Here is a 24,581-nt window from a genome sequence, read left to right as displayed (position 1 = left end):
GTATACTGAGATTAACAAAGGAGGGGATAGGATGAGGCAAGAAGTCATGCGTTGGATGCAGAACGGACGGGTCGTAGAAATGATGTATATCGATCGAAACGGGGTCATTTCAAAGCGATGCGTCAAACTGATAAAGCTACAAGGCGATCGACTTGTCGCGTGGGATATACGCAAGAAGGCCCGTCGGACATTTTGTATGGAACGTGTCCTCGCCTGTCTCCCGACGATCGAACGTGCCTCAGGACGAGAGGAGGGAATTGGATGACACCACTTCCGAAATGTCTGCGCCGGCCGAACGCGCGCTCAAGGCCGCTTATATCGATACGCTCGAACAATTGTCCACTTATTCGAAGCAAGAGATCGCGGCGCTGCACGGTGTCGGCCCGAGTGTGTTGCGGGTTTTGGAATCCACCCTGCGTGAGCAAGGACTTCGGTTCAATGACAGCGAAATACATTCCTAGTCCCGTCCTGGACTAGGAATTTTTTGGTTGGGCGATTGTATTGTACGTAAAAAGGGAAGTAATATATTTGTCATCTCCATTACAGCCTAATATCTAGTACCATGACGATAAGGTTTGCGAACCTAGCGACACCCATGAGAAAGGAAGTACACAGCATGAGGACGAAACGTTTATCCGCCATTCTAGAAAATGAGATGGATGACATCGAACGCGATCCATGGGTGACCGGAATTGAGACAGATTCCAGAAAGGTCAGTCCAGGGAATTTATTTATCTGTATCCGCGGTTATACGGTGGACGGACATGAATTCGCTGAGGACGCCGTCTCCAAAGGAGCGGTTGCTGTCATCTCGGAGTACCCGCTTAACCTTGAGGTGCCGAACCTTGTCGTCACGGACACGAAGCGGACTGCCGGCGTGGTGGCCAGTGCCTTTTATGACCACCCTTCACATCGAATGCGCATTTATGGTGTTACCGGTACGAATGGGAAGACGACGACCGCGACGTTGACATATGATTTATTTCGTCTGTCCGGCCGACCAGTCGGGATTGTCAGCACGATTGGAGCACGTTACAAAGATCAAACATTAAAAACACCAAACACGACGCCGGAAGCCGTCGTTTTACATCGAATTTTGGCTGAAATGGCCGATGCCGGCGTGACCGACTGTGTCGTCGAGGTCTCCTCGCATGCGATGATGGAAGGACGTGTCGAAGGCGTCCGCTTTCATGCGGCGGCGTTCACGAACTTGACGCATGACCACTTGGATTACCATCGCTCAATGGATGAGTATGCCCGGGCCAAAGCCCGACTATTCGAGCAAGTCGAGACAACAGACGGGGACGCCATTATCTTAAACGCCGAAGACTCGGCCAGTAAGACGATGGCTGCCTTTGCGCCGACTCGTCGGCGCATCATGTACAGCACGCATGCTGACGTACCGGCTGACATCCAAGTTATTTGGCATGGCCAGACCGTAGTCGTCAAAATGAACGCACTGACGATTGAGGCACCGGTCCGTTTCATGGGGGCGTTCAACGCCGCCAACCTAGCCGCGGCCATCGGTCTCGTCTCGACATCGGAGTTGATGTTGCGCTCGATTATCGCCAACGTGCCGGGACTCACGCTTCCAAAGGGTCGCCTCGAGCGGCTCGATACGGAAGATGCCGAGATTTATATCGACTACGCCCACACACCTGATGGGCTCGAGAAGTGTTTGTCGACGCTCCAGCAAGGCGAACGGGAGCTCGTTGTCGTCTTAAGCGCAGCCGGCGACCGCGACCCGACCAAACGGGCAGAGATGGGTCGCATCGCGAGTCGGTATTCGGATGATTTAATTGTGACGGTACATGACGTACGGACAGAAGATCCGAGGCATATTATCGACGGATTGCTCGCCGGAGTCGATACGAACACGCAATACGTGACGTTTGAGGAACGGCGCGACGCCTTGCGCCACGCTGCGCAACAAGCGCTTGTCGGGAAACGGATCGTCGTCGTCGGAAAAGGGCATGACCACGTCGAACGTGTCGGTCAAGATTCGATTCCGTTCAACGAATCAGACATTCTGCTCGATGAATTAAAAAAATTCAAAGGCCAAGAACCGGCTGTTTAACGAAACGATGACAATGTTGTCATCGTTTTTTAATGTGTAAATTTTGCAAAAGAAGGTAATAACTACTCATGTAACGCTATCGAAGGAGGAGAACAGACATGTCAGTATTGTACAAAGAGTTTACAAATGATGAAGAAGTCGTGACCGCCATTCAATCGATGAAAGCGAAAGGGATTGAGGACAAGCACATTTATGTCATCACCCATGATGATGATCGGACCGACCGTGTGGCCGATAACGCCGACGCGAATACGGTATCGGCATCAGATGTCGGCCTGGGGACGGCCGTGAAAAATGTGTTCCGTAAAAAAGGCGATGAGCTTCGGGCTCAGTTTGAACAACTTGGCTTCTCATCGACAGAAGCGGACCAACTCGAGAAAAAATTAGACCAAGGCAAGGTGATTGTCGTTGTCAAAGACGCACCAGCCGGATTCACTTTATAATTCCACCACCATGGAGAATACAGAGACAGGGCTGAATCGATCGATTCAGCCCTGTTTGTTAGTTATGCAAGCGGACGACGGTTCGACCGCTGAGTTCACCTCGCATCATCGCCTCGGCTTGGCGAGGGACGTCGTGAAGCGGGATTTCATGAATCATATGGTCGAGCACGTTAGAATCGAGCAATTCACCCAGTCTCTCCCAGGCTTTCAGGCGTCGTTCGATTGGCTGCATGACTGAGTCGATTCCGATTAATTTGACTCCTCGTAAAATAAACGGATAAACAGTTGTTGGAAGATCGGAGCCGCCAACAAGTCCACAAGCCGCCACGGCTCCTTCATAACGAATTTGACTCAAAATATTCGCAAGGGTGGTCCCGCCAATTGAATCAATCGCCGCGTCAAAGCGTTGTCTGGCTAGCGGGCGAATGGGTCCTTCCAGCTCATGTCGAGGAATGACTGTGTCGGCCCCGAGTTCATGCAAATAAGGGGAGTCTGTTTTTCCTGTCGATGCAATGACGTGATACCCGAGTTTGCGAAGTAAGATAACCGAAAAACTGCCTACGCCGCCAGTCGCCCCGGTCACGAGCACTTCTTCACCCGGACGGACGCCTGCGTGCTCGAGTGCATCGATTGATAGCATAGCTGTCAGTCCAGGTGTTCCGATTGCAATCGCGTCTCGCATGTTCATACCTTTAGGCAGTTTCACAAGCCAATTTCCGGGAACTTGTGCAACTTGACTGAAACCGCCGAAATGTCGTTCACCGATGCCGAAGCCGGTCGCGATGACTTCGTCGCCGGTTTTGAAGTCGAGGTGATCGGACTCGACGACTTTGCCGACGAATTCACATCCAGGAATGAACGGGTATTGATTAACGATTTTTCCGGGCTCGGTAAGACCGAGGGCATCCTTGTAATTGAGTGCGGAATAATGAACCTCGATGAGAACGTTACCGTCTTCTTCTTTTGGAAGTGCGTCGAGTTTGACATCTGTCACTGTGGAGTGGAGACCGTCATCTTTTTTGTCGAGGACGAGCGCTTGAAATGAATCTTTCATAGGATTGAACCTCTTTTCTAGATTAGCAATTTTTTACTCTATCACTTTACCCTTCATAAATAAATATATGCACGAATGTTTCGTTCTAACAGGGTGTGGAATGGTACAATGAAAGAGATTCAACTAGAGTGAGGAGGAATGAAGCATGCGGCACGACGACTATGAGTTTGATGAAGAAGTAGAAGAAGGCGAATTGTTTAACGTATACGACATTCTACCACCGGATGGTACCATTCTTGAGATGGCAACGGCCGAAGAGATGGTACGTGCGGCGGAACTCGAGGCGACACATAATGCGCTCGAGCGAATCCAAGACTCAAACTTTCAGTTGTCAGGGGTAACCTTTAAAGAGTTACTGGCAGAGTTCGAACGATACGAGCAAGAATCGATGGAATTCTGGACAGGCGTTTATAGCCGATTGCGCATTCCATGGGCATGGACGATTCGAATCGATGTGGCCAACGGTCCGATTCACGTCGTCAATGACCGCGACATCTTTATCGATGAAGCTGACTTCGAAGAGTATGATTTCGAGGAATATGCGGATGATGATTACGAAGAAGAAGACAATCAATGAATCCAAAAACGTCTTTCCCTCATTCGGGGAAAGACGTTTTTTTGCTGTCGAGGAATGAGGTGCGGATACGTGTCATTTCCGCCGCTCCGAACCAAAGTCCGACGCTACATAAGATCGCGACACCGCTCACCATCGCTCCGACAATCGCCGTGTCCCCAATCATCGTGAACGACAATCCGAGACTGAACAAGCCGAAAAATAATAATCCTCCTGCAATCGTCTTCATGACTTAGCCACCCTTTCTCATTTCATCTGTCTCTAGTGTAGGTGGTTGAGTCTAAAAAGGGTGGCTGAATTTTATACCAGGTTAAAAATCAGTCTAGGTCATACACCGAATACGTCTTGCCATTCTCGAACGGCTCGTCTAGCAAGTGTTCCGCCAAGATGCGGGCGACCGTCTCCGGGGTACGCAACCGGCCCTCCGTCACGTAAGAACGTAACTGTTCGACGTCACGGAACGCGTCTTCTGACGAGGCCCGGATGCTTGCTTGCATCGCGGTGTCCATCACGCCCGGATTGAACAAGGCGACTTTGTCGTCCGTCCCGTCTAACTCAAGGGCGACTGTCTCCGTGAAATGGTCGAGACCGGCTTTCGTCGCACAATAGGCACTCCACCCTGAAATGGGGCGCTTGGCGGCCCCAGAGGTCACATGGATGAGTGAGACGGGCAGGTCGTATGCGAGCACTGCGTTCGTCAAGAGCATCGGGGCGAGCAGGTTGGCTTGGACGTGGGCGATAAGCTGCGCAGCATCCAATTGACCGGCCCGGTGAATTGGTTCAATCAACGCCGCATTTTGGACGACGAGCAACGACGTCGCCGTCTCGATGAGCGGCTTCATATGTTCGAGCGCGGCCAAAGTACTTGTCGGATCCGATAAGTCGACCTCGACGTGGCGGAACGTGGCATCGGTCGCCTGCGTCCGTGAAAAGTTGACGACCTCATAATCCCGGTTCAATAGTTCTTCGGCGATGGCACGGCCGAGGCCGCGCGACGCACCGGTTACAATGGCTAGTTTCATGAGTGTTCCTCCTATTCGTGAATCGTCTTCCGATAACCGTAAAAAGGACGGAAGTTCAATTTTTCGTAGTACGTGTGTGACGAGGCGCTCGCGAGCATCTCGAGACGCGTTTCAGGGTAGAGCGCATGGGCGTGTGACAGCAATCGCTTGCCAATCCCGAGGCGACGGTGCGAGGCAGCGATGAGCAGTTCGCACACGTACAAGCTCACGGTCGTGTCGGTCAACCCCCGCAGGTAGGCAATCACATGTCCTTCTGACTCGACGACATAGGCGACGTTCGATTGCCGCCATGCCTGTTTCGTCAATTCATGTTGCCGCACGAGTTGACTCCAACCTTCCGCTTCATTCAACGCTTGAATCTGTTCAAAATCGACTTCTTCATAAGGACGAATGACCATCAAGCTTCACCTACTTTCATTTCAATGGCTGTCATGAGGTCGAACGCCCCGTCGGATTCGTTCGAACAGACGACCGAGATCCATTCCGACGCCGGGGTCGTAACCCATCATGTGCCATGTAAATACGTCTTCGTTTTCAAGTTAAACTCATACGCGCTTCCCGTAATATCAGCCTTGGTTATTGACGCTCAAGAGATGTGTACTTGTTCAAAAAAATATACCTTATCGTTAAACATTAACCTAAATAATTGAAAGTGAATAGGTGACATTCTCCCATCATGATACGATAAACAAATAGTTTAAGAGCAAGGAGCGGAGAAACATGCTTGAATTTGGATTTGGCTTGTTACTAGGTCTGATTTTCATGCTGACTATACATAAAATTCGTCAATCTCGAAAAGGAATGGATGAAGAGTTTACGCATTTCGGGAATCGACTCAAGGACGTCATCTATATTTTTGAAGTCAAGCCGGTATTTCGTTTTCGCTACATTAGTCCGTCCTTGGACTTCTATTTAGGAGAAGGAGTAGTAGCGACCAATTATGAGGATCCGTATGATTGTTTTCGTCGCGTTCATCCGGAAGATTATGAACTGCTCGTCAATAAAGTTTTAGGGAAAGTCGATTACGAAAAGGCGATTTTACAAAGATGGAGAACGAACGATGGCCACTATTTGTGGTTCGAGGAATACACGACGCCGATTTACGAGAATGATGAAATCGTGGCGGTGCAAGGAGTGATTCGAAACGTGCATGCTGCCATGACAGAGCGAGAAACATTGGCTTACGAGAGTCGTCACGATAGTTTGACTAGCGTCTTGAATCGTCGAGCGTTTAATGAAGCGGTTCATTGTCTTTCAAATGGCAGTATAGGTTTAATTGTTATCGACTTGAACGATTTGAAACGAATCAATGACAACCATGGACATTCTGCCGGTGACAAGTTGCTCCAAGAAACGGCATTCGAGTTGCTCGAACTGAGTACAAGTGTGTATCGTCTCGGAGGCGATGAGTTCGTCATATTAGCCGAGAATCAAGACGAGGAGGCATTTGTTGCCTTCACTACGACTATCAAATCAAAGCTTGAAACGAAACAAATTTCAGCCGCAGTCGGAGCGGCATGGCATGAACAGCTGACGGATTTCTCTCAAGTGTATGAGGAAGCCGATCACGATATGTATCGACAGAAACAACGAAACAAAACGAAAAAGCACGTTTCCCACTGATGGATGTCAGCGAGAAATGTGCTTTTTCGATAGATAATCAACTACTCGATTTTTCTTCGAGCTCTGTTTCGGTCGTATTGAGATTGTTCAAGTATGCCTCATAACGCGGCAACCAGTAGCGGTAAGACGCCCAGACGAGCCCGCTCGTCGTCGCGACCAAAGCGAGTGTCGCCGGCCAGAACCAGCTCGACACGATTCCATCTGCGTAGGCGAGACCAATCGGCGAGAACACGAAGTAGACGAACACCATCGACGCGACGAGAATGATTGACGTCGAGATGGCATGGCGCCAAGGTTTGACGCGACCGAGGTCGATGTGAATCGGATTGATGTGTTGCATCGGACGAACTTTCGCGAACACGAGCATGATGGCCGTCTCGAGGACGAACAAGATGCCATAAATATGAATGAAGTTAATGCCGAGGTCGAAGCCGAACCACTGCTCAGTTCCCCAGACGAGGAAGTAATACGTGACGACGTGGAAGCCGATGACGAGTTTCGCGGCAATCGGTGGCACGCGCTTCACGAGCATCCCGATTAAAACGATAACAAGAATCGGGATGTTGAAGAAGCCGGTGAAACGGCGAATCAAGTCCCAAAGACCGTCCGGCGCATACATCAAGTTCGGGGCGACGAAGAACGAGACGAGCGCGACGAACGTGCCGAACCATTTGCTGACCCGAATCAAGTCTTTGTCTGATGCGTCCGGTTTAAACTTCGGCTTGTAAATATCGAGTACAAATAAGGTAGCGATACTATTCAATAGCGAGTTGAACGAGCTGAACACGGCACCGAGTAAGACGGCGAGGAAAAAGCCCATGAGCCACATCGGCAACAAGTCGGCAATCAAGCTCGGATAAGCGAGGTCGGCCTTATCGACGTTCGTGCCATACAAATGGAACGCGATAATCCCCGGAAGCAACATGAAAATCGGGACGAGCAGCTTCAAATAGCCGGTGAAGAGCACGCCTTTTTGTCCCTCGGCCAAGTTCTTCGCCCCGAGCGCCCGTTGGATGACGTACTGGTTGAGCGCCCAATAAAATAAGTTCGCAAAAATCATTCCGGTGAAGATAGATAAGAACGGGACGGAGTCGTTTGACGACCCGATGGCGTTCAGTTTCTCTGGATTCTCGGTCGCGATCGTCTTCATCCCATCGACAAGATTGCCGTCACCGAGCGCGATAAAGCCGAGCGTCGGGACGAGGAATCCGATGATAATCAATCCGATTCCGTTCAATGTGTCAGAGACGGCGACGGCACGGAGTCCACCGAAGATAGCATACACGGCACCGATGATCCCGATGAACCAAATGACCATCCAGAGTGATTGCTCGAAGCTGATCCCGAGCAGGGCTGGTACGTCAAACAGTTGCAGGACGGCTAAACCGCCGGAATAGAGCATCGATGGGATCGTGACGCACATATAGCCAAACAAGAACAACAGGACCGTCAAACGGCGGACGTCCTCGTCATACCGCTGGCTCAAAAACTCGGGAATCGTGGAAATACCGATTCCGAGAAAACGTGGCAGTAAGAAGAGGGCCATGATGATGGCGGCAATGCCAGCCGTGACTTCCCACGCCATGGCGGACATATTGCCGGCAAACGATTGTCCGTTCAAGCCGATCAATTGTTCGGCCGACAAGTTCGTCAATAAGAGTGAACCGGCAATGAACAGACCAGTAAGACCACGTCCGGCCAAGAAATAATCGTCAGCACTCTCGACTTTCCCTTTTGTCATGCGATACGACACGTATGCGACGAGCCCCATGAATAAGGCCCCAGTGATTAATATGTAAACAACTTGTTGAATGGTCAACGACATTCCCTCCCTCAACTGCTTCTTATTTATAAGTACTTTTCATAACTACCCTTCACGAAGTATGATTATTTCCCGTTTTCTCTTTTGTAAAAGAACTGTAATAAACCTCACAACAAAAAAGACACCTGAGATGTCAGGTGTCAAAAAAAGCGAAGCAACGAAGTCGCGACCGTGAAATAAATAATCAAACCGAGGTTGTCGACGACTGTCGTGATGAACGGACCCGACGCGACGGCTGGATCCAGTTTCAATCGATTAATCAGAAGCGGGACGAGTGTCCCGACGATGGTTGCCACGCTGAGCGACGCAAAGATTGATAGACCGACAATCATCCCAATCAAAGCACTGTCATATAAAACGGTGATGACACCGAAGATGACGACCATACAGGCGAGGCCGAGCAAGACGCCCGTCCCGAATTCGCGGCGAATCATTTTCAACACGTTCTTCCGATTGATCGTCCCGAGTGCAATCGAGCGGACGGCGACGACGAGCGATTGGGTGGCGGCGTTTCCTGCCGAACCCATGACGAGCGGCATGAAGACGGCGAGCAAGACGATCGCTTCAAGCGTATCCTCGAAGCCTCCGATCGTCGACGCGGTGATCATCCCGAGGAACATGAGACTGATGATCCATGGCGCGCGCTTCATCGCCGCTTCGACTGGTCCCATGTTGATGTCAGACGATCCTTTCGTCGCCGACAGTTCCTCAAAGTCCTCAGTCGTCTCCCGCTCGATGACGTCCATGACGTCGTCGACCGTGATAATCCCGAGTAGATGGTCCTCGCTATCGATGACAGGCAGGGCCAGTAAGTCATATTTTTGAACGGTTCGGGCCAAATCTTCCTGGTCGGCGAGAACGTGGGCTGATACGACGCGTCGGCCCATGATGTCCGCGATTTGAAGATCGAGCGGGGAGACGATTAAATCACGTAGCGAGACGACACCGACGAGCCGGCGATCTGTATCGATGACATATAGATAATAAATCGTCTCGGCTTCGGGGCCGAGCTCGCGCAAATCTTCAAGCGTCGCCCCGATAGTCTTATCCGCTTTCAACACGATGAATTCGGTCGTCATGATCGCGCCGGCCGTATCGTCTGGATAGCGCATCAAATCTTTGACCTCGGTCGCCTCGGTCTCGTCCATCAACTCGAACAGTTCGTTCATGAAATCGTCAGGGAGCTCGTTCATCAAGTCGGCAGCGTTATCTGAGAACATATCGTTCAACACGCGCACGGCGAACGGACGGGGCATTTCTTGAATGAACTGTTCTTGCTCATCGAGCTCAAGTTTTTCAAAGAGATCGGTGAACGACTCAGGGGACAACGCATCGTAAACGAACTGGCGGTCCGGTTGTTCGAGCTCGATGAAAAGGTCGGCTTGTTCACCCGGATGGAGGGTGAGGAACATGTCGCGGAAATCGACCGGATCCCCTTTTTGGATGAGCGCTGTCACTTGGGCTTCATGACGGGCGCGTTCTGTACGTTCGATTGCCATCGACTCACTTCCTTTTCATATCATTTGTCTATATTATGTCACGACTTCAGTTGGGCTCAAACAAAATCAAAAAAATGTTATAGAATTTTTTCACAATCTATACGGAAGGTATACGTTACGTCTGCCCGGTTTCGTAGAACCGATCGTTCCATTCTTGAGTGTTCATTCACCGTGTCGCACAGTCTATACACTTTTCTGTGGAATCCCCCACAGGCCAAACGTCGGACTTGCCCACCTCGGAATTGGGTAAGTTGATAATGTAAGGGTAGAAACACACCCGAATCACAAGGAGGAAGCGAGATGATATCGATGACGGATCAACAAACCGCACGGGATACAACGCTGAAACATCCGATCCACGTGTATTCAGAAATTGGTGAACTTAGGACGGTACTATTAAAACGCCCCGGGCGCGAATTGGAAAATTTGACCCCGGAATATTTGGAACGGCTCTTATTTGACGACATTCCTCATCTTCCGGTCATTCAAAAAGAACATGACTACTTTGCGAGCGTGCTCCAAAATCGTGGAGTGGAAGTGCTCTATCTAGAAAATTTGATGGCGGAGACGTTGTCGCTACCAGGAGTGCGCGAACGTTTTGTCGCCGATATCTTATCGGAGTCGAAATCGAATATAAACGGCTCGTACGAGACACTGAAAGAATATTTGCTCGCCTATGACAATGAAAAATTGATTGAAACCGTCATGGCCGGGATTCGGAAATCCGAGATCAAGCCGGAAAAACGGCGTCACTTGCACGAGATGATCGAAGACACGTACCCGTTCTATCTCGATCCGATGCCGAACTTATATTTCACTCGTGACCCGGCGGCGGCCATTGGGAATGGGTTATCGATTAACCGAATGAAAGAGCCGGCCCGTCGGCGCGAATCGTTGTTCACGCAATATATTATGCGCTATCACCCACGGTTTGCGAAACATGACATTCCCATCTGGTCGGACCGAGACTACCGCTTCGCGATGGAAGGTGGGGATGAGCTCGTCCTCTCGAAAGAAGTCGTCGCCATCGGGATTTCCGAACGGACGACGGCGCAAGGGATTGAGCGGGTTGCCCTCAACTTGTTGAAAAACGGCGGCACGTTCAAAAAAGTCATCGCCATCGAGATTCCGAAGTCACGCGCCTTCATGCACCTCGATACGGTCTTCACGATGGTCGATCATGACAAGTTCACCATCCATCCGTTCATTCAAGGCCCGGGAGGGAAGATGAACATTTTTGAATTAACGTTGAACACAGAAGGTGAACTTCACATCACCCAACACACCGACCTGTTGAACGTGTTGAAAACCGCACTCGGTCTCGATGAGATCGTCTTAATCCCATGTGGGGGCGGGGACCCGATCGCAGCGGCCCGCGAGCAATGGAACGACGGATCGAATACACTCGCCATCGCGCCAGGGGTCGTCGTCACATACGATCGCAACTACGTCTCGAACGAGCTGCTTCGCTCTGAAGGCGTCGAAGTGATCGAAATCATGTCGAGTGAACTGTCGCGTGGCCGTGGGGGTCCACGCTGTATGAGCTGTCCGATTATCCGCAACGACATTTAACGAGGAGGAAACGAGCATGTCTACAACGTACAACTTTGATTTGAAAGGCCGTCATTTTCTATCATTGAACGATTTTTCAGGAGACGAGTTGAACTATTTGATCGATTTATCGGCCGCCTTCAAGCGTCAAAAGAAACAAGGCGTCCCGCATCGCATCTGTGAAGGGAAGAATGTGGCCCTGTTGTTTGAGAAACCATCGACGCGGACGCGTTGTGCGTTCACCGTGGCGGCCATCGATCTAGGCATGCATCCGGAATACCTCGGGAAATCGGATATTCAGTTCGGCAAAAAAGAATCGGTGCGCGACACGGCAATCGTGCTCGGGCGTATGTTTGACGGCATCCAATTCCGCGGCTTCGCCCACGAGACGGTCGAGGGACTGGCCAAAGACGCCGGCGTCCCGGTATGGAACGGTTTGACAGATTTGTATCACCCGACGCAAATCTTGGCTGACTTCTTGACCGTCAAAGAGCAAAAAGGTGAGCTTTCTGGCATCCGCTTCGTCTACGTCGGCGACGGACGCAACAATATGGGCAACACGCTTCTCATTGGTGGGGCCAAAGTTGGGATGGATATGCGTATCTGTGCGCCGAAATCGCTTTGGCCATCGGATGAGATCGTCGATTTCGCCCGCTCGGTCGCAGCCGAGACCGGGGCGACAATCACACTGACCGAAAGCATCGATGAAGCGGTCGCCGACGCCGACGTGATTTACACCGACGTCTGGGTATCGATGGGCGAAGAGGCCGAGTTCGCCGAGCGCATCAAGCTGCTTCACCCGTATCAAGTCAACATGGACATGCTCACGAAGACGAACAATCCGGACGTCATGTTCCTTCACTGTCTGCCGGCCTTCCACGACTTGGAGACTGAAGTCGGCCGGGCGATCCATGCGGAGTACGGATTGACCGAGATGGAAGTCACGGACGAAGTGTTCCGGAGCCGCCATTCCTTCGTCTTTGACGAAGCCGAGAACCGGATGCACACGATCAAAGCGGTGATGGCCGCGACGCTCACCGATACAAACGAATGGCTTGAACGCTGACGGACGGGAGGGGGCCTCCCCTCCGGTTCGTACTAAACGAAAGGGATGAGTTCAATGTCTACGAAAATAGCGCATGACTCAAGTGGAACGGCTGGCGTACAACCAGAGAAGAAAGATCGACGTTTAGGGCTCGGAGCGCTGACGGCACTCGTCGTCGGTTCAATGATCGGGGGCGGCGCCTTCAACTTGGCGGCCGACTTGGCCCAAGGTGCGAACGCGGGAGCGATTTTGATCGGGTGGGTCATCACCGGGATCGGGATTATCGCCCTCGGCCTCAGTTTTCAAAATTTGACGATGCGTCGTCCGGATCTCGATGGTGGGGTGTACAGTTACGCCCGGGCCGGCTTCGGTCAGTTTGTCGGGTTCAACTCGGCGTGGGGCTACTGGCTCTCTGCTTGGCTTGGCAACGTCGCTTATGCGACGCTCTTGTTCAGTTCGGTCGGCTATTTCTTCCCAATCTTTGAAGGCGGTCAAAACATCGCTTCGATCATTGGTGCCTCGATTATGTTATGGCTCGTGCATTCGTTGATTTTACGAGGTATCCACGAAGCGTCGATGATCAATATCATCACGACAATCGCTAAACTCGTACCGATTTTTGCCTTCATCACAATCACGTTATTCTTCTTCAACCTCGACAATTTCACGTTCGACTTCTGGGGTCAGGGCGGCTTCTCTTGGAGTAGTGTGAGAGACCAGGTCGTCTCGACGATGCTCGTCACGTTATGGGTGTTCATCGGGGTCGAAGGAGCGGTCGTCTTGTCCGGACGGGCTCGCAAGCGTTCGGACGTCGGGAAAGCAACGGTCATCGGGTTGCTCGGCACACTTGTTATCTATCTGCTCATCTCGGTCATGTCACTCGGTCTTATGAATCCGGAAAACGTGGCGAACGCCTCACAACCGGCGATGGCGTACTTGCTTGAGTCAGCGGTCGGGCCGTGGGGCGCGATGCTCATCAATGGCGGTCTCGTCATCTCTGTTCTCGGGGCCTGGCTCGGCTGGACACTGCTCGCTGCGGAGATCCCATTTGTGGCCGGAAAGGACGGCGTGTTCCCGAAATGGTTCACGAAAGAGAATAAAAACAATGCGCCGGCCAATGCACTATGGCTTACCAACGGGTTGATCCAGCTATTCCTCTTCACGTTCCTCTTCTCGGATGCGGCATATAACTTCGCATTCTCGCTCGCTTCGAGTGCGATTTTGATTCCGTACGTCTTCTCGGCCTTCTATCAAGTCAAGGTGGCCAAAAATGGCATCGGCTATAATGCCAGTGAGCGCCGGACGCGTGACCTCATCATCGGTGCCGTCGCCTCGATTTACGGAATTTGGCTCATCTATGCGGCTGGAATCGACTACCTTCTCCTCACGACGTTACTATACGCACCGGGAACGTTGCTCTACATCAAGGCACAGCGTGAGAACGGCATCAAGACGTTGACGAAGACGGAATGGATTGTGGCCGGTATCTTGACGGTGCTCGCGATCTTAGCTGTCGTACGCATCGTCTCAGGAAATATCTCAGTCTTTTGATCGGGGGAAACCAATATGCGGAATAAACGAGTAGTCATCGCACTAGGTGGAAATGCGATTCAACAAGGGAAAGATGCGACGGCCGAGGCTCAAATTCGAGCCGTCGAGGCGACAGCGGAATCGCTGGCTGCCTTGATTGCCGAGGGGGTCGACGTCATCATCACCCATGGGAACGGTCCGCAAGTCGGGAACTTGATGTTACAACAAGCCGCATCAGACAGTCCGGCGACTCCGGCTTTGCCGCTCGACGTCTGCGGTGCGATGACGCAAGGAATGATCGGGTATTGGTTCGAAAACGCCCTTGCCAAGGCGCTAAGAGTCCGTGGCTTGGAACGTTCGATTGCCCCGATCGTCACACGGTCGGTCGTCGACCCGAACGATAGTGCTTTCAGCCACCCGACGAAACCGATCGGTCCGTTCTACGATGAGGAAGAGGCTCGACAAATTGAACGGACGACTGGTTATGTCTTCAAAGAAGATGCCGGTCGCGGCTATCGTCGCGTCGTCCCGAGCCCGTATCCGATCGCGATTCTCGAACATAAAGTCATCCGTGACCTCGTCGCCCATGAACACATCGTCGTCGCCTCTGGTGGCGGTGGGATTCCCGTCATCGATACACCGGACGGTTATATTGGGGTCGAGGCGGTCATCGATAAAGACTTCGCTGCCGCGAAGCTTGCGGAACTCGTCGAAGCGGACATGCTCCTCATTTTGACGGCCGTCGACCACGTGTTCGTCGATTTCGGGACGCCGTCGGCGCGAGCGCTCGAGGAGACGACGAAAGAACAGCTCGAGGTGTATATCGCCGAAGGGCAGTTCGCGCCAGGCAGTATGCTGCCGAAAGTACGGGCCGCCCTTCAATTCGCAGAGTCGGGACACGACCGGGTCGCCGTCATCACGTCACTCGAGCAAGCGCTAGCGGCGGTGCGGGGCGATGTCGGGACGCGTGTCCGACTCGCTGCGACACTCCAACAATAAAACATAAAGCTGCAGACGCATTTGTCTGTGGCTTTTTTTCGTGAATCGACATCTCGTCGTTTTTGATTCGGCTACATGGGGAAGGAATGTTGTATGTCGATTCAGACATTGCTATCATCGTTTGTGTAAACGTTTGCACATGTGGAAAGGAAGTGACGAAGAGCGGCAACGCTCGAGCTTATGCGTCTATTTGAAGAGGAGAACGTCTATACGAAGCAAATGAAACCGCAGGCAGATGATCGGGCGATCGTCCAAGGGAGCTGTTATCGCTTCACGGTGCTGACGAGCCAGTTGATTCGGATGGAATACGCGGAGGATGGGGTGTTTGAAGACCGGCCGACCCAAGTCGTCTTTAACCGGGCGTTCGAAGTTCCAGCGTTTCGCGTGATCGAGGACGAGACGGAGCTACAAATCATCACGGAGCACGTCCATCTGTACTATACGAAAGGGCCGTTCGCACCGAACACGTTGTATGTCGATGTGAAAGGGAATTTCAGTACGTATTATAGCCGCTATACGTTCAACGGGCCGGAGCGGACGTTGAAAGGGACGGCGCGAACGCTCGACCACGTCGATGGGGCGACGGAACTCGGTGAGGGAATCGCCTCGAAACAAGGATATGCCGTCATTGATGACTCTGATTCGTTCATCATGACGGAAGACCGTTTCGTCGAACCGCGTCGTAAACACATCCATGACTTGTACTACTTTGGATATGGACATGAATATAAGCGCGCACTCCGTGACTTCTACCAACTGACGGGTCCGACGCCGCTCTTACCGCGGAAAGCGCTCGGCAATTGGTGGAGCCGCTATTGGCGCTATGATGAGACGGAATATAAAGAACTCATGCGTCGGTTTAAGACAGAGGACATCCCGTTCTCGGTCAGTGTCATCGATATGGACTGGCACGTCACCGACGTCCCGGAAGAGTATGGGAGTGGGTGGACGGGCTACTCTTGGAACAAGAATTTGTTCCCAGACCCAAAAGGTTTCTTGACGTGGCTTAAACAAGAAGGACTACTCGTCACGTTGAACCTGCACCCGGCAGACGGCGTGCGTGCGTTCGAAGATCAATATGCGGCGATGGCCGAGGCGATGGGACTTGACCCGTCCCACGGCGACCGCATCCCGTTCGACTTTTCCGACAAACGATTCATACAAGCCTACTTCGAACAGATGCACCACCCTCATGAAGACGACGGTGTCGACTTTTGGTGGATCGACTGGCAACAAGGGTCGACATCGAAAATGGAAGGACTCGACCCGCTCTGGATGCTGAACCACTATCACGCCACCGATATCGCCCGGGATGGCAATCGACCGCTCATCTTCTCCCGGTACTCGGGACCCGGTAGTCACCGCTATCCGGTCGGATTCTCCGGAGATACGTTGATTTCATGGGCATCGCTCGCATTCCAGCCGTATTTCACGGCGACGGCAGCCAATATCGGTTACGGTTGGTGGAGCCACGATATCGGTGGCCATTACCGAGGCTCGAAAGACGACGAGCTTGCCGCACGCTGGGTCGCGTTCGGTGTGTTCAGTCCGATCATGCGGCTACACTCGACGTTGAGCACGTTCAACGGGAAGGAACCGTGGCGCTTCGGTCTCGAGGCGGAGCGATCGATGAAGACGTTCTTGCGACTGCGTCATCAATTGATCCCGTACATTTATACGATGAATTGGCGAAACCATGCGGATGCCTTGCCGCTCATCTTACCGATGTACTACGAACATCCGGACGAGGACGCGGCGTATGAAGTGCCGAACGAATATTACTTCGGCAGTGAGCTCATCGTTTCGCCGATCGTCGAGCCGATGAACCAACAGCTCCACGTCGCGGCCACGAATGTCTGGTTGCCGAAAGGTGACTGGTTCGACTTCTTTACCGGTCATCGCTATGCGGGCGAGAAGTCGATTCGAGTGTTCCGGGGACTCGATGAGCAGGCGGTGTTCGCGAAAGCTGGGGCCATCATCCCGATGGCGCGGCATTATTCGGGACGTAACGATACGGATAACCCGAGTGAATTAGAAATACTCGTCTTCCCAGGGGCATCGAACACGTTCACGCTTTATGAAGACAATGGGACGGATCGTGACTATGAGGCGGGTGCTTACGCTGAGACGACGTTCACGCTCGATTGGGAGGAACGGAAGCTCCACATCCACGTCACGGGTGACCGTACCGTCTTGCCGTCTGACCGTACCGTCACGTTGCTTCTCCGAGGCGTGACCGGTTCCGGCGAGTATAGTCGGGAGACACAGACACTTCGTCTCGAAGTCGGTTCAATTGATGAGGAGATGACAGTGTCGCTCCCGGTCGAACTGACGACGAACGACCATCGGCTCAATCGTTTGTATCGTTTCTTGGATCGTGCCGAAATGTCCTATGATTTAAAAGATCGGTTATATCGAACGGCGGCCGCGAAGACACGGCTCGAGGCATGGCTGTTCGACTTGCATGCGCTTGAACTCGACCGCGACTTGCAAGACGCGATCATGGAATTGATGCTCGATTGAATAACTTGCTGTGGGGAGGGGGTTTGTCCCCTCTTTTTTTGTCAGAAAATCGTCGGTTTTTGTAAGCGTTTTCAAGTTAAAACCAACTATACTAAAAGGAGAGGGAAGATCGATTGGAGGGTTCGACATGAAACCAAAATGGACGGTAGACGATTTGCGACAACTCGATGTGTTCGCCAAATGTGCCACGCGTGAGCTCGAGGTGCTGTTGCCCCATGTCTATTGTCGGACGTACCGAAAAGGACAGCTGTTATTTATGGAAGGCGATCCCCGAGAACGTATCTACTTTTTGATTAGCGGTTACGTGAAGATTGAACGTAGCAATGAGACGGCGACCCATCAATATACGGACTACTTGAAACCGAAGCAACTGTTTCCGTATCGAGGTTTGCTGACGGAACCGTACTATCAACATTCGGCGGAGGCGTTGACCGATATCGAGGTCATCTATATGCCGACGGACCGATTCGAACAACTCGTCTCTCGGAACGCATCGATGCTGCTCCATATCGTCGGGCAGATGAATCGGATTCTCGATTTGCACGAACGACGGGTGCAGGACATCATCACGCCGAGTGCGACCGACCGGGTGCTCAACACGATCCATTACTTGATTGAAGACCTCGGGGAACCGGAAGCAGAGGGCGTGCGTGTCCGTTGTCCGTTCACGACAATCGAAATCTCACGTTTGTCGGGCACATCGCGAGAGACGGTGTCGAACATCTTATCACGCTTGCGAAAAGAAGACGTGCTTCAATTCGACGCGCGTGAATTGATGATTGGACATCCCGAATATTTCGAACAATCGACTTGATGGCGCCTCGTGTCGGACGTGGCGTCTTTTGCATATGTGTCTAAGCGAAGCGTTCGCCTTGAAAGAGCGCATCAGTTATAATTAGTGAGAATCCTCACAAAGAAAAGTTTCCTTATTGATAGAAAGGATGAACGCAGTGAAACGACTGCAAGCTCTCGCTTTAGCAGAAAAACGCCATATCGTCGGACTCGTCATCGCGGCAGTGATGATTGGCTTATCGATTTTGGCGCAAGCGTATTTAATTGTCGACATTGTCGATCAAGTCTTTTTGAAGAATGCATCGTTTGAAAGCATCGTCCCGACGCTCGGTTGGCTCATCTTCGCGCTTGTCACCCGCGCCTTGTTCGGATATATGTCAGGACGGATCGGAGCAAGTCTATCGGAGAAGGCGAAACGGTCACTGCGGTTGCAGTTGCTCGACCGTTATACATCGAATCCGATCGAGACGTCATTATCCGGTCAGTCGGGTAAGAAAGTCAGCGTCTTCATGGACGCGGTCGATGAGGTCGATGCCTACTTCAGCCAATATTGGCCGCAAGTCATTCAAACGTCGATTATCCCATTGCTCATTCTTATTGTCGTCTTCAGTCAACATTGGATCTCGGGCGTCATCATGATGGTGACGGCACCGTTCATTCCAATCTTTTTTATCATCATCGGGATTGCGACGCAGAAGAAGTCGGAAGAACAGATGGAGAAAATGAATCAGTTCTCTGGCAAGTTTTTGGACGTCTTGCAAGGACTGACGACGTTGAAACTATACGGTCGGACTGAACGTGAGGCGGAAGCCATCGAGAAGAGCAGTCTCGATTTTCGTGACGCGACGATGGTCGTCTTGAAGACGGCGTTCTTGTCAGGGCTCATGCTCGAGTTCATCTCGATGCTCAGCACGGGCGTCGTCGCACTCGAAGTGGCGCTACAAATGGTCGTCTGGGAGAACTTGACGTTCTTCTCCGGCTTTTTGATTCTTGTCTTGGCCCCGGAATACTATTTGGCCATTAAAGACCTCGGTGGTGCGTTCCATACTGGACGAGGCAGCATGGGAGCGGCCGATCGTATTTTCGAAGCGCTCGACGCACCGGATGAGCGACTACGGTGGGGCGACCGGACGTTGATGAGTCGGACGCCCGAACTCGAGCTTGCCGAAGCATCGTTCGCTTATGAAGGTGGACGTTTCACGCTGTATCCATTAAGCGGTGTGATTCCTGCCGGTGCTCACGTGGCACTCGTCGGGGCGAGCGGGTCCGGCAAGACGACCGTCTTGAACGTGTTGTCCGGGCTTGTCAAACCTGACAGCGGACGTGTCCTCGTGGACGGAGATCCACTCGAGACGTACACCGATTCGTCATGGTATGACACAATCGGCTATATCTCGCAAAACCCTTATTTGTTCGCCGGTACCGTCGCCGATAATATCGCCCTCGGTGAGACGGCGGACGAGGCAAGCATCTTCAAAGCGGCGACAGCGGCCGGATTGACCGATGTCATCGACCAGTTGCCGAACGGTATTCATACCGAGCTCGGTGAAGGGGGTTACGGCTTGTCCGGAGGCGAACGGCAACGGCTCGCCCTAGCCCGTGCCTTCTTAAAACGTCCAGGAATCATTTTGTTCGATGAACCGACGACAGGTCTTGATTTGGTGACCGAACAAATCGTTCGCCGCTCGATCGATGAGTTGTCGCGCGACGCGACGCTCGTCACGGTCGCGCATCGCCTGCATACAATCAAACAAGCCGATGCGATTTGGTTCATGGACGAAGGACGTCTCATCGCCCAAGGCACGCATAACGACTTGCTCAGCGTTCCGCAATACGCTGACTTGTTCACGCTACAGAAAGGAGTGAGAGGATGAATTCCCTTTGGACGATCACGAAATGGATGATGCGAGAGAAGAAGGATATCGTCCTCTCCATCTTCTTTGGTTACGTGGCCGGGATCGCGGCTGTCGCCTTGTTCGCGGCGAGCGGCTACCTCGTCTCTCGGGCGGGGCTCGTTCCGCCGCTCTATGCACTTATGGTACCTGTCGTTCTGATTAAGCTGTTCGGTGTGGTTCGAGCGAGTGCACGTTATCAAGAGCGATTGGCCTCGCACCGAGCGACATTCACGATTTTGAGCGAGTTGCGGGTCCGGTTTTACCGTCAGCTCGAACCGCTCGTGCCGAGTATCTTTGCCAAGTATCGCAGCGGAGATTTGCTCGCCCGCGTTGTCGGTGATGTCGAGAGTTTACAGAACTATTTTTTACGGGTCTTTTACCCGCCAATCATTTTGGTGCTCGTCTTCTTGAGCACGATTTTCTTCGTCACGTACTTTTCGGTCTGGGTCAGTGTCTGGATCTTATTCGGTGTCTTCGTGACCGGTTTCTTGATTCCGGCCTTCTTCGCCCGTGTGCGTGCCAAACATGACCGGGAACTTCGTACTTTGCGGGGCGACCTCTCAAGCGGGATGACGGAGATGATGTACGGGTATCGCGATTTATTGCTTCATCATCAACTCGGACGGACTCGCGGCGAGTTGCTTGAACAGAGCGACCGTTACGCTGAGGCCCAGAAACGAGATGTGACGAACCAGTTCTTCAACTCCTCGCTCGTCGTAGCGGCATCATTACTCGTCTCGTGGGGCGTTTTGGCCATCGGGGCTTATCTCGTCGTCGACGGCGAGTTGAATGGCCTATTTTTGGCCATGCTCATCATGATGTCGCTCACCGCGTTTGAGAACGCGACACCGATGGCGGTGTTCCCAGGCCACTTTGCCGACAGCAAACAAGCGGCCGATCGTCTGTTTGAAGTGATCGAGCCAAGTGAAGCGATCGTCGTGGCCGAATCGTCCCGTACCGACGTGGTGCTCGAGACAGCTCCTGACGTATCGTTTGAACGGGTGAGCTATCGCTACCCGGATACGTTCCGCGACGTGCTGAGCGACGTCGATGTGACATTACGCAGCGGCTCGAAGACTGTCATCGTCGGACCAAGTGGTTCTGGTAAATCGACACTGTTGCAACTGTTGCTCGCTTTTGTCAGACCGGATTCGGGTGAGGTGAGGCTCGGCGGCCATCGCGTCGACGATGTCACGCAAGCGTCCGTCTGGCGACATGCGAGTGTCGTGCTGCAAGAGAACCATTTCTTCTTCGGTACGGTGCGAGAAAACTTGGCGCTCGCCGGGGACTTCTCGGACAACGAGATGGAGGCAGCACTCGCGAGTGTTCGTCTCGGTTTCTCGCTCGACGAACCGGTCCTTGAGAAAGGGGCGAACTTGTCGGGCGGGGAACGGCAACGTCTTGCTATCGCTCGCGCCTTGTTGAAGAATGGCTTGCTTTGGATTCTTGACGAAGCGACATCGGCGCTCGATGCGCGGACCGAGGCCGACGTGTTCGAAGAAATTTTCCGTCAAGCCGATGAAGCGACGCTCGTCATGGTCAGTCACCGTCTGACCGGACTCGAACGTTTCGATCACATCATCGTCATGGAAGGCGGACGCATCGTCGAGACCGGATCGTATGATGAACTGATGCAGGCACGCGGTGTATTTTATGGGTTGAAACAAATCGAACAAGATATCTTCGCATGAAAAAACGAGCGGCTCCGTCGGAGAGCCGCTCGTTTTTTGGATGGCAAATTTGGGTGCAACAAATGGGGGTTGTCGCATTGCTTTCAAAAAGAGTGTCGTGGAGGGGAATCCACGTGACGTAATGGTTTGGGGAACGTTTACGTCAAGCTTTGGGAGCTACAACTAGAGTATAAGTGATAACGATTCTCATTGTCAATTAGTAAATTGTAGAAAAAAACCACAACCGGTTCGGGTTGTGGTTGGTCGTCAGCTTGACGGTACGCCTTTTCGAAGCGTGAAGCGGAGCAAGCTGAACAAGTAACGCGTATAGAAGAGCGCGAACGCATAAAATACAGCGATGGCTGATGCGCCGAGTTCAACTCCTGGAATATTCATCAAGAACTCGAGGATGAGAATCGACAGCAAGAAGATATAGAGCCCGGCATCGAGATAGAGCGGCATCAATTTGCCACGTTGATGCCAGAACGTCCGGACGAGCGGTGCGACGATCATCCCGATGATGCGCTCCGCGAAACCGATGCTGAGCACAGAAATCATGAACGCCGCGACCGTCTCAAACGATACGAGCTCTGAGAAAGCGAACATGGAAATGAGGAGAAGCGGACCGATCAAAATCATCATCGAGAGGGACGTGCGTAAAAAGATAAACAAGTTCCGTTTGATCGTGCCAACTCCCCCGAAGAGCGACTGCCGGAACGTCTTGCCACGTTGATAGTCGAGGATGAACGATCCCACAAACATCAAACCGAATAGTGATAACAATACTGTCATGAAATGAGTTTCCCCTTTGTCTGTCCAAATCTATGATCAACTGTAAACATCATCGAATCAAAGTCTAGCCTAGTGTACCGATTCACTAGTTGAAAGTAAAGCGGGAAAACTGGGGGAAACCGCAATCTTTTGCGAACATGAGGCGCTTTATGACGCCAAGATGAATCGATTTCGTCCCGATTCCTTTGCGTGATATAACGCTTCATCGGCGTGTTTCAATACGCTATCGACTTCAATATCATTCGAATGGCAGGCCCCGAGCGAAACGGTGATATGAAGTGTTCCTGCGCTTGTCTCGAACGGGAACGTCGAGACTTTTTCTCGTATAGATTCGGCAAGACGGGTCACTTCATCTCGATTGGCGTTCGGCATGATGATTAAAAATTCTTCACCACCGAAGCGGCCGACTAGATGCTGCTCTTCACTTTCGGCGACGAGTAACATGCCGAGCTCCCGCAATACGTCATCCCCGACATCATGGCCATACGTGTCATTGACGCGTTTGAAATGGTCGATGTCGACGAGGATCAAAGCGTACTCTTTCGCTTCGACGTTCAAGTTGGCCATCGCCTCGTTCAGTAGGCGCCGGTTGGCGATGCCGGTCAACGCGTCCGTTCGGGCAAGTTGTTGCTGGTGTTGGACGTTCTCGAAATGGCGTCGCAACTCTTGGAGCAAACGATAGGCGGCACAGGCACCTCCGTATACCATAACGGTGTAGGCGAGAATAACAGGATAGAACAGTTCGGTTGGTAGAGCATAATAGATGGCGGAGCCGAAAACGACGACACTGATGGTCATGAAGATGAGCAACGTGTTGCGGGTATTATCAAGCTTTAGTCGCAATAAGCTGATTGGAAGGACGAGACCAATCATTGTGATGACGGCCAAATAAAAGCCGATATACGCTCCGTCGGTGACCATCAAAAATCGGCCGACCAAAAAGATGATGGCTGCGACTGTCCCACTCACCCAACCACCGAATAAGACGGCAAGAGAGATGGGGATGGAGCGCAAGTCGATTAAGATTCCTTCGAGCGGCAATGCGTTCGCCAGTAAAATTAAGGCGACGACTCCGCTCTGAATACCGAGGAGGATTCGACTTTTCAATGGCGCTTTCGGTGTGAGCCGTGGTCGATTGCGGAACGGGAGAAACGAAATCGTGAATAACGTGAACAGGATACACAGATTCAGAAAAAAAGAGTTGATGATTGTGAGCATGATCATATCCCCTAACATGAAATGGAAATAATTAGTTTTAGTTTAGCATATTTAACATCGCATTGCCTGCTTGTGACGGCGTGCAATGTACGCACCGTTTATGCCATTCGTCCCACATCAATGTCGGACGGTTTGTTCATAACCGTTTCATTTCCGTAACGTAATAGGTACCTCCTTTGAATGGACACATCATCTTCTTTTCATTCAGCGCAAACAAATTTGGTATGATAGAAAAAAAGGGGGACTGTCTGTGCGGTATTGGGATCATTTTAAGAGAGCCTTCATTCCGATTGCGCTCATCTTGATCGGGTTAGCCATCTTTTATACTTTATCGGCTCGAGGCAACCTGGCGTTGACTGTTCTCGGAGCAGCCATCGTCGGTGTCATCTTATTTTTAGTGATGCGTCATATGAATCGGGTCGAGGAAGATTAAACGAGAACACGTTCACGGT

At 52.0% G+C, this 24,581-nt stretch carries 23 protein-coding genes; 15 read left to right on the top strand and 8 right to left on the bottom strand.

Annotated elements, in window-relative coordinates; genetic code table 11:
* Positions 1-31 precede the first annotated feature (31 nt).
* The 4 genes from EVJ33_RS07640 to EVJ33_RS07625 all read left to right on the top strand — a co-directional run bounded on the left by EVJ33_RS07640 (position 32) and on the right by EVJ33_RS07625 (position 2,520).
* Positions 32-265: a hypothetical protein gene (locus EVJ33_RS07640; RefSeq protein WP_131435959.1), complete on the top strand. Its 234-nt coding sequence runs from the start codon at positions 32-34 to the stop codon at positions 263-265.
* A complete protein-coding gene (locus tag EVJ33_RS07635) occupies positions 258-461 on the top strand; it encodes a helix-hairpin-helix domain-containing protein (RefSeq protein ID WP_236634565.1) in 204 nt (67 codons plus the stop codon). The genes EVJ33_RS07640 and EVJ33_RS07635 overlap by 8 nt, the downstream gene beginning before the upstream one ends.
* Before the next feature lie 155 nt (positions 462-616).
* The gene (locus EVJ33_RS07630; protein ID WP_131435957.1) at positions 617-2,077 is read left to right on the top strand and encodes a UDP-N-acetylmuramoyl-L-alanyl-D-glutamate--2,6-diaminopimelate ligase; all 1,461 of its coding nucleotides are present in this window, start codon (positions 617-619) and stop codon (positions 2,075-2,077) included.
* Positions 2,078-2,175: 98 nt separating this feature from the next.
* Entirely contained in the window at positions 2,176-2,520 is a 345-nt protein-coding gene (locus EVJ33_RS07625) for a YflT domain-containing protein (RefSeq protein WP_131435955.1), read from the top strand.
* Between the two features lie 58 nt (positions 2,521-2,578).
* On the opposite strand, the gene EVJ33_RS07620 is transcribed toward EVJ33_RS07625, so the two are convergent.
* Entirely contained in the window at positions 2,579-3,574 is a 996-nt protein-coding gene (locus EVJ33_RS07620) for an MDR family oxidoreductase (RefSeq protein ID WP_131435953.1), read from the bottom strand.
* Between the two features lie 145 nt (positions 3,575-3,719).
* Between EVJ33_RS07620 and EVJ33_RS07615 the strand changes: the two genes are divergently transcribed.
* Complete coding sequence (locus tag EVJ33_RS07615) at positions 3,720-4,151, top strand: hypothetical protein (RefSeq protein ID WP_034779522.1); 432 nt, start codon at positions 3,720-3,722, stop codon at positions 4,149-4,151.
* A 19-nt stretch (positions 4,152-4,170) separates the two neighbouring features.
* Here EVJ33_RS07615 and EVJ33_RS07610 read toward each other — a convergent pair whose 3' ends face one another.
* The 3 genes from EVJ33_RS07610 to EVJ33_RS07600 form a co-directional block, all read right to left on the bottom strand.
* Positions 4,171-4,377 carry a hypothetical protein gene (locus EVJ33_RS07610; RefSeq protein ID WP_131435951.1) on the bottom strand — a complete coding sequence of 69 codons (207 nt, stop codon included), beginning with the start codon at positions 4,375-4,377 and terminating at the stop codon, positions 4,171-4,173.
* 88 nt (positions 4,378-4,465) lie between these two features.
* Entirely contained in the window at positions 4,466-5,170 is a 705-nt protein-coding gene (locus tag EVJ33_RS07605; RefSeq protein ID WP_131435949.1) for an SDR family NAD(P)-dependent oxidoreductase, read from the bottom strand.
* 11 nt (positions 5,171-5,181) lie between these two features.
* Positions 5,182-5,568: a GNAT family N-acetyltransferase gene (locus tag EVJ33_RS07600; protein ID WP_131435948.1), complete on the bottom strand. Its 387-nt coding sequence runs from the start codon at positions 5,566-5,568 to the stop codon at positions 5,182-5,184.
* Between the two features lie 322 nt (positions 5,569-5,890).
* Here EVJ33_RS07600 and EVJ33_RS07595 point away from each other — a divergent pair, with 322 nt between their 5' ends.
* The gene (locus tag EVJ33_RS07595) at positions 5,891-6,793 is read left to right on the top strand and encodes a GGDEF domain-containing protein (RefSeq protein WP_131435946.1); all 903 of its coding nucleotides are present in this window, start codon (positions 5,891-5,893) and stop codon (positions 6,791-6,793) included.
* Positions 6,794-6,830: 37 nt separating this feature from the next.
* Here EVJ33_RS07595 and EVJ33_RS07590 read toward each other — a convergent pair whose 3' ends face one another.
* Positions 6,831-8,618 (bottom strand): solute:sodium symporter family transporter, encoded by a 1,788-nt coding sequence (locus EVJ33_RS07590; RefSeq protein ID WP_483297304.1) that lies wholly within the window; start codon positions 8,616-8,618, stop codon positions 6,831-6,833.
* A gap of 137 nt (positions 8,619-8,755) precedes the next feature.
* Complete coding sequence (gene mgtE / locus EVJ33_RS07585) at positions 8,756-10,114, bottom strand: magnesium transporter (RefSeq protein ID WP_131435943.1); 1,359 nt, start codon at positions 10,112-10,114, stop codon at positions 8,756-8,758.
* Between the two features lie 342 nt (positions 10,115-10,456).
* Here mgtE and arcA point away from each other — a divergent pair, with 342 nt between their 5' ends.
* From arcA to cydC, 8 genes are all read left to right on the top strand, one after another.
* Positions 10,457-11,686: an arginine deiminase gene (gene arcA, locus EVJ33_RS07580; RefSeq protein ID WP_131436174.1), complete on the top strand. Its 1,230-nt coding sequence runs from the start codon at positions 10,457-10,459 to the stop codon at positions 11,684-11,686.
* 16 nt (positions 11,687-11,702) lie between these two features.
* The gene (gene argF, locus EVJ33_RS07575; protein ID WP_131435942.1) at positions 11,703-12,731 is read left to right on the top strand and encodes an ornithine carbamoyltransferase; all 1,029 of its coding nucleotides are present in this window, start codon (positions 11,703-11,705) and stop codon (positions 12,729-12,731) included.
* A gap of 54 nt (positions 12,732-12,785) precedes the next feature.
* A complete protein-coding gene (gene arcD, locus EVJ33_RS07570) occupies positions 12,786-14,261 on the top strand; it encodes an arginine-ornithine antiporter (protein ID WP_131435940.1) in 1,476 nt (491 codons plus the stop codon).
* Positions 14,262-14,276: 15 nt separating this feature from the next.
* On the top strand, positions 14,277-15,239 hold the full coding sequence (gene arcC, locus EVJ33_RS07565; RefSeq protein WP_131435938.1) for a carbamate kinase: 963 nt from the start codon (positions 14,277-14,279) through the stop codon (positions 15,237-15,239).
* A gap of 180 nt (positions 15,240-15,419) precedes the next feature.
* On the top strand, positions 15,420-17,762 hold the full coding sequence (locus EVJ33_RS07560; protein WP_131435936.1) for a glycoside hydrolase family 31 protein: 2,343 nt from the start codon (positions 15,420-15,422) through the stop codon (positions 17,760-17,762).
* A gap of 127 nt (positions 17,763-17,889) precedes the next feature.
* Positions 17,890-18,576, top strand: coding sequence for a Crp/Fnr family transcriptional regulator (locus EVJ33_RS07555; protein ID WP_131435934.1), 687 nt, complete (start codon positions 17,890-17,892; stop codon positions 18,574-18,576).
* A 127-nt stretch (positions 18,577-18,703) separates the two neighbouring features.
* Positions 18,704-20,428, top strand: a complete 1,725-nt coding sequence (cydD, locus tag EVJ33_RS07550) for a thiol reductant ABC exporter subunit CydD (RefSeq protein ID WP_131435932.1) — start codon at positions 18,704-18,706, stop codon at positions 20,426-20,428.
* Entirely contained in the window at positions 20,425-22,140 is a 1,716-nt protein-coding gene (gene cydC, locus EVJ33_RS07545; protein ID WP_131435930.1) for a thiol reductant ABC exporter subunit CydC, read from the top strand. Before cydD ends, cydC begins: the two co-directional genes overlap by 4 nt.
* A gap of 246 nt (positions 22,141-22,386) precedes the next feature.
* Here the strand turns inward: cydC and EVJ33_RS07540 are convergent, their stop codons facing one another.
* Both EVJ33_RS07540 and EVJ33_RS07535 read right to left on the bottom strand, forming a co-directional pair.
* Positions 22,387-22,911, bottom strand: coding sequence for a hypothetical protein (locus EVJ33_RS07540; protein ID WP_131435928.1), 525 nt, complete (start codon positions 22,909-22,911; stop codon positions 22,387-22,389).
* Between the two features lie 147 nt (positions 22,912-23,058).
* A complete protein-coding gene (locus tag EVJ33_RS07535) occupies positions 23,059-24,129 on the bottom strand; it encodes a GGDEF domain-containing protein (protein WP_131435926.1) in 1,071 nt (356 codons plus the stop codon).
* A 250-nt stretch (positions 24,130-24,379) separates the two neighbouring features.
* On the opposite strand from EVJ33_RS07535, the gene EVJ33_RS07530 reads away from it, so the two are divergent.
* On the top strand, positions 24,380-24,562 hold the full coding sequence (locus tag EVJ33_RS07530; RefSeq protein WP_021065984.1) for a hypothetical protein: 183 nt from the start codon (positions 24,380-24,382) through the stop codon (positions 24,560-24,562).
* Positions 24,563-24,581: the final 19 nt, after the last annotated feature.

The sequence above is a fragment of the Exiguobacterium sp. SL-10 genome (assembly GCF_004337025.1).
Taxonomy (GTDB): domain Bacteria; phylum Bacillota; class Bacilli; order Exiguobacteriales; family Exiguobacteriaceae; genus Exiguobacterium.
This window is presented reverse-complemented; position numbering and strand designations above follow the sequence as displayed.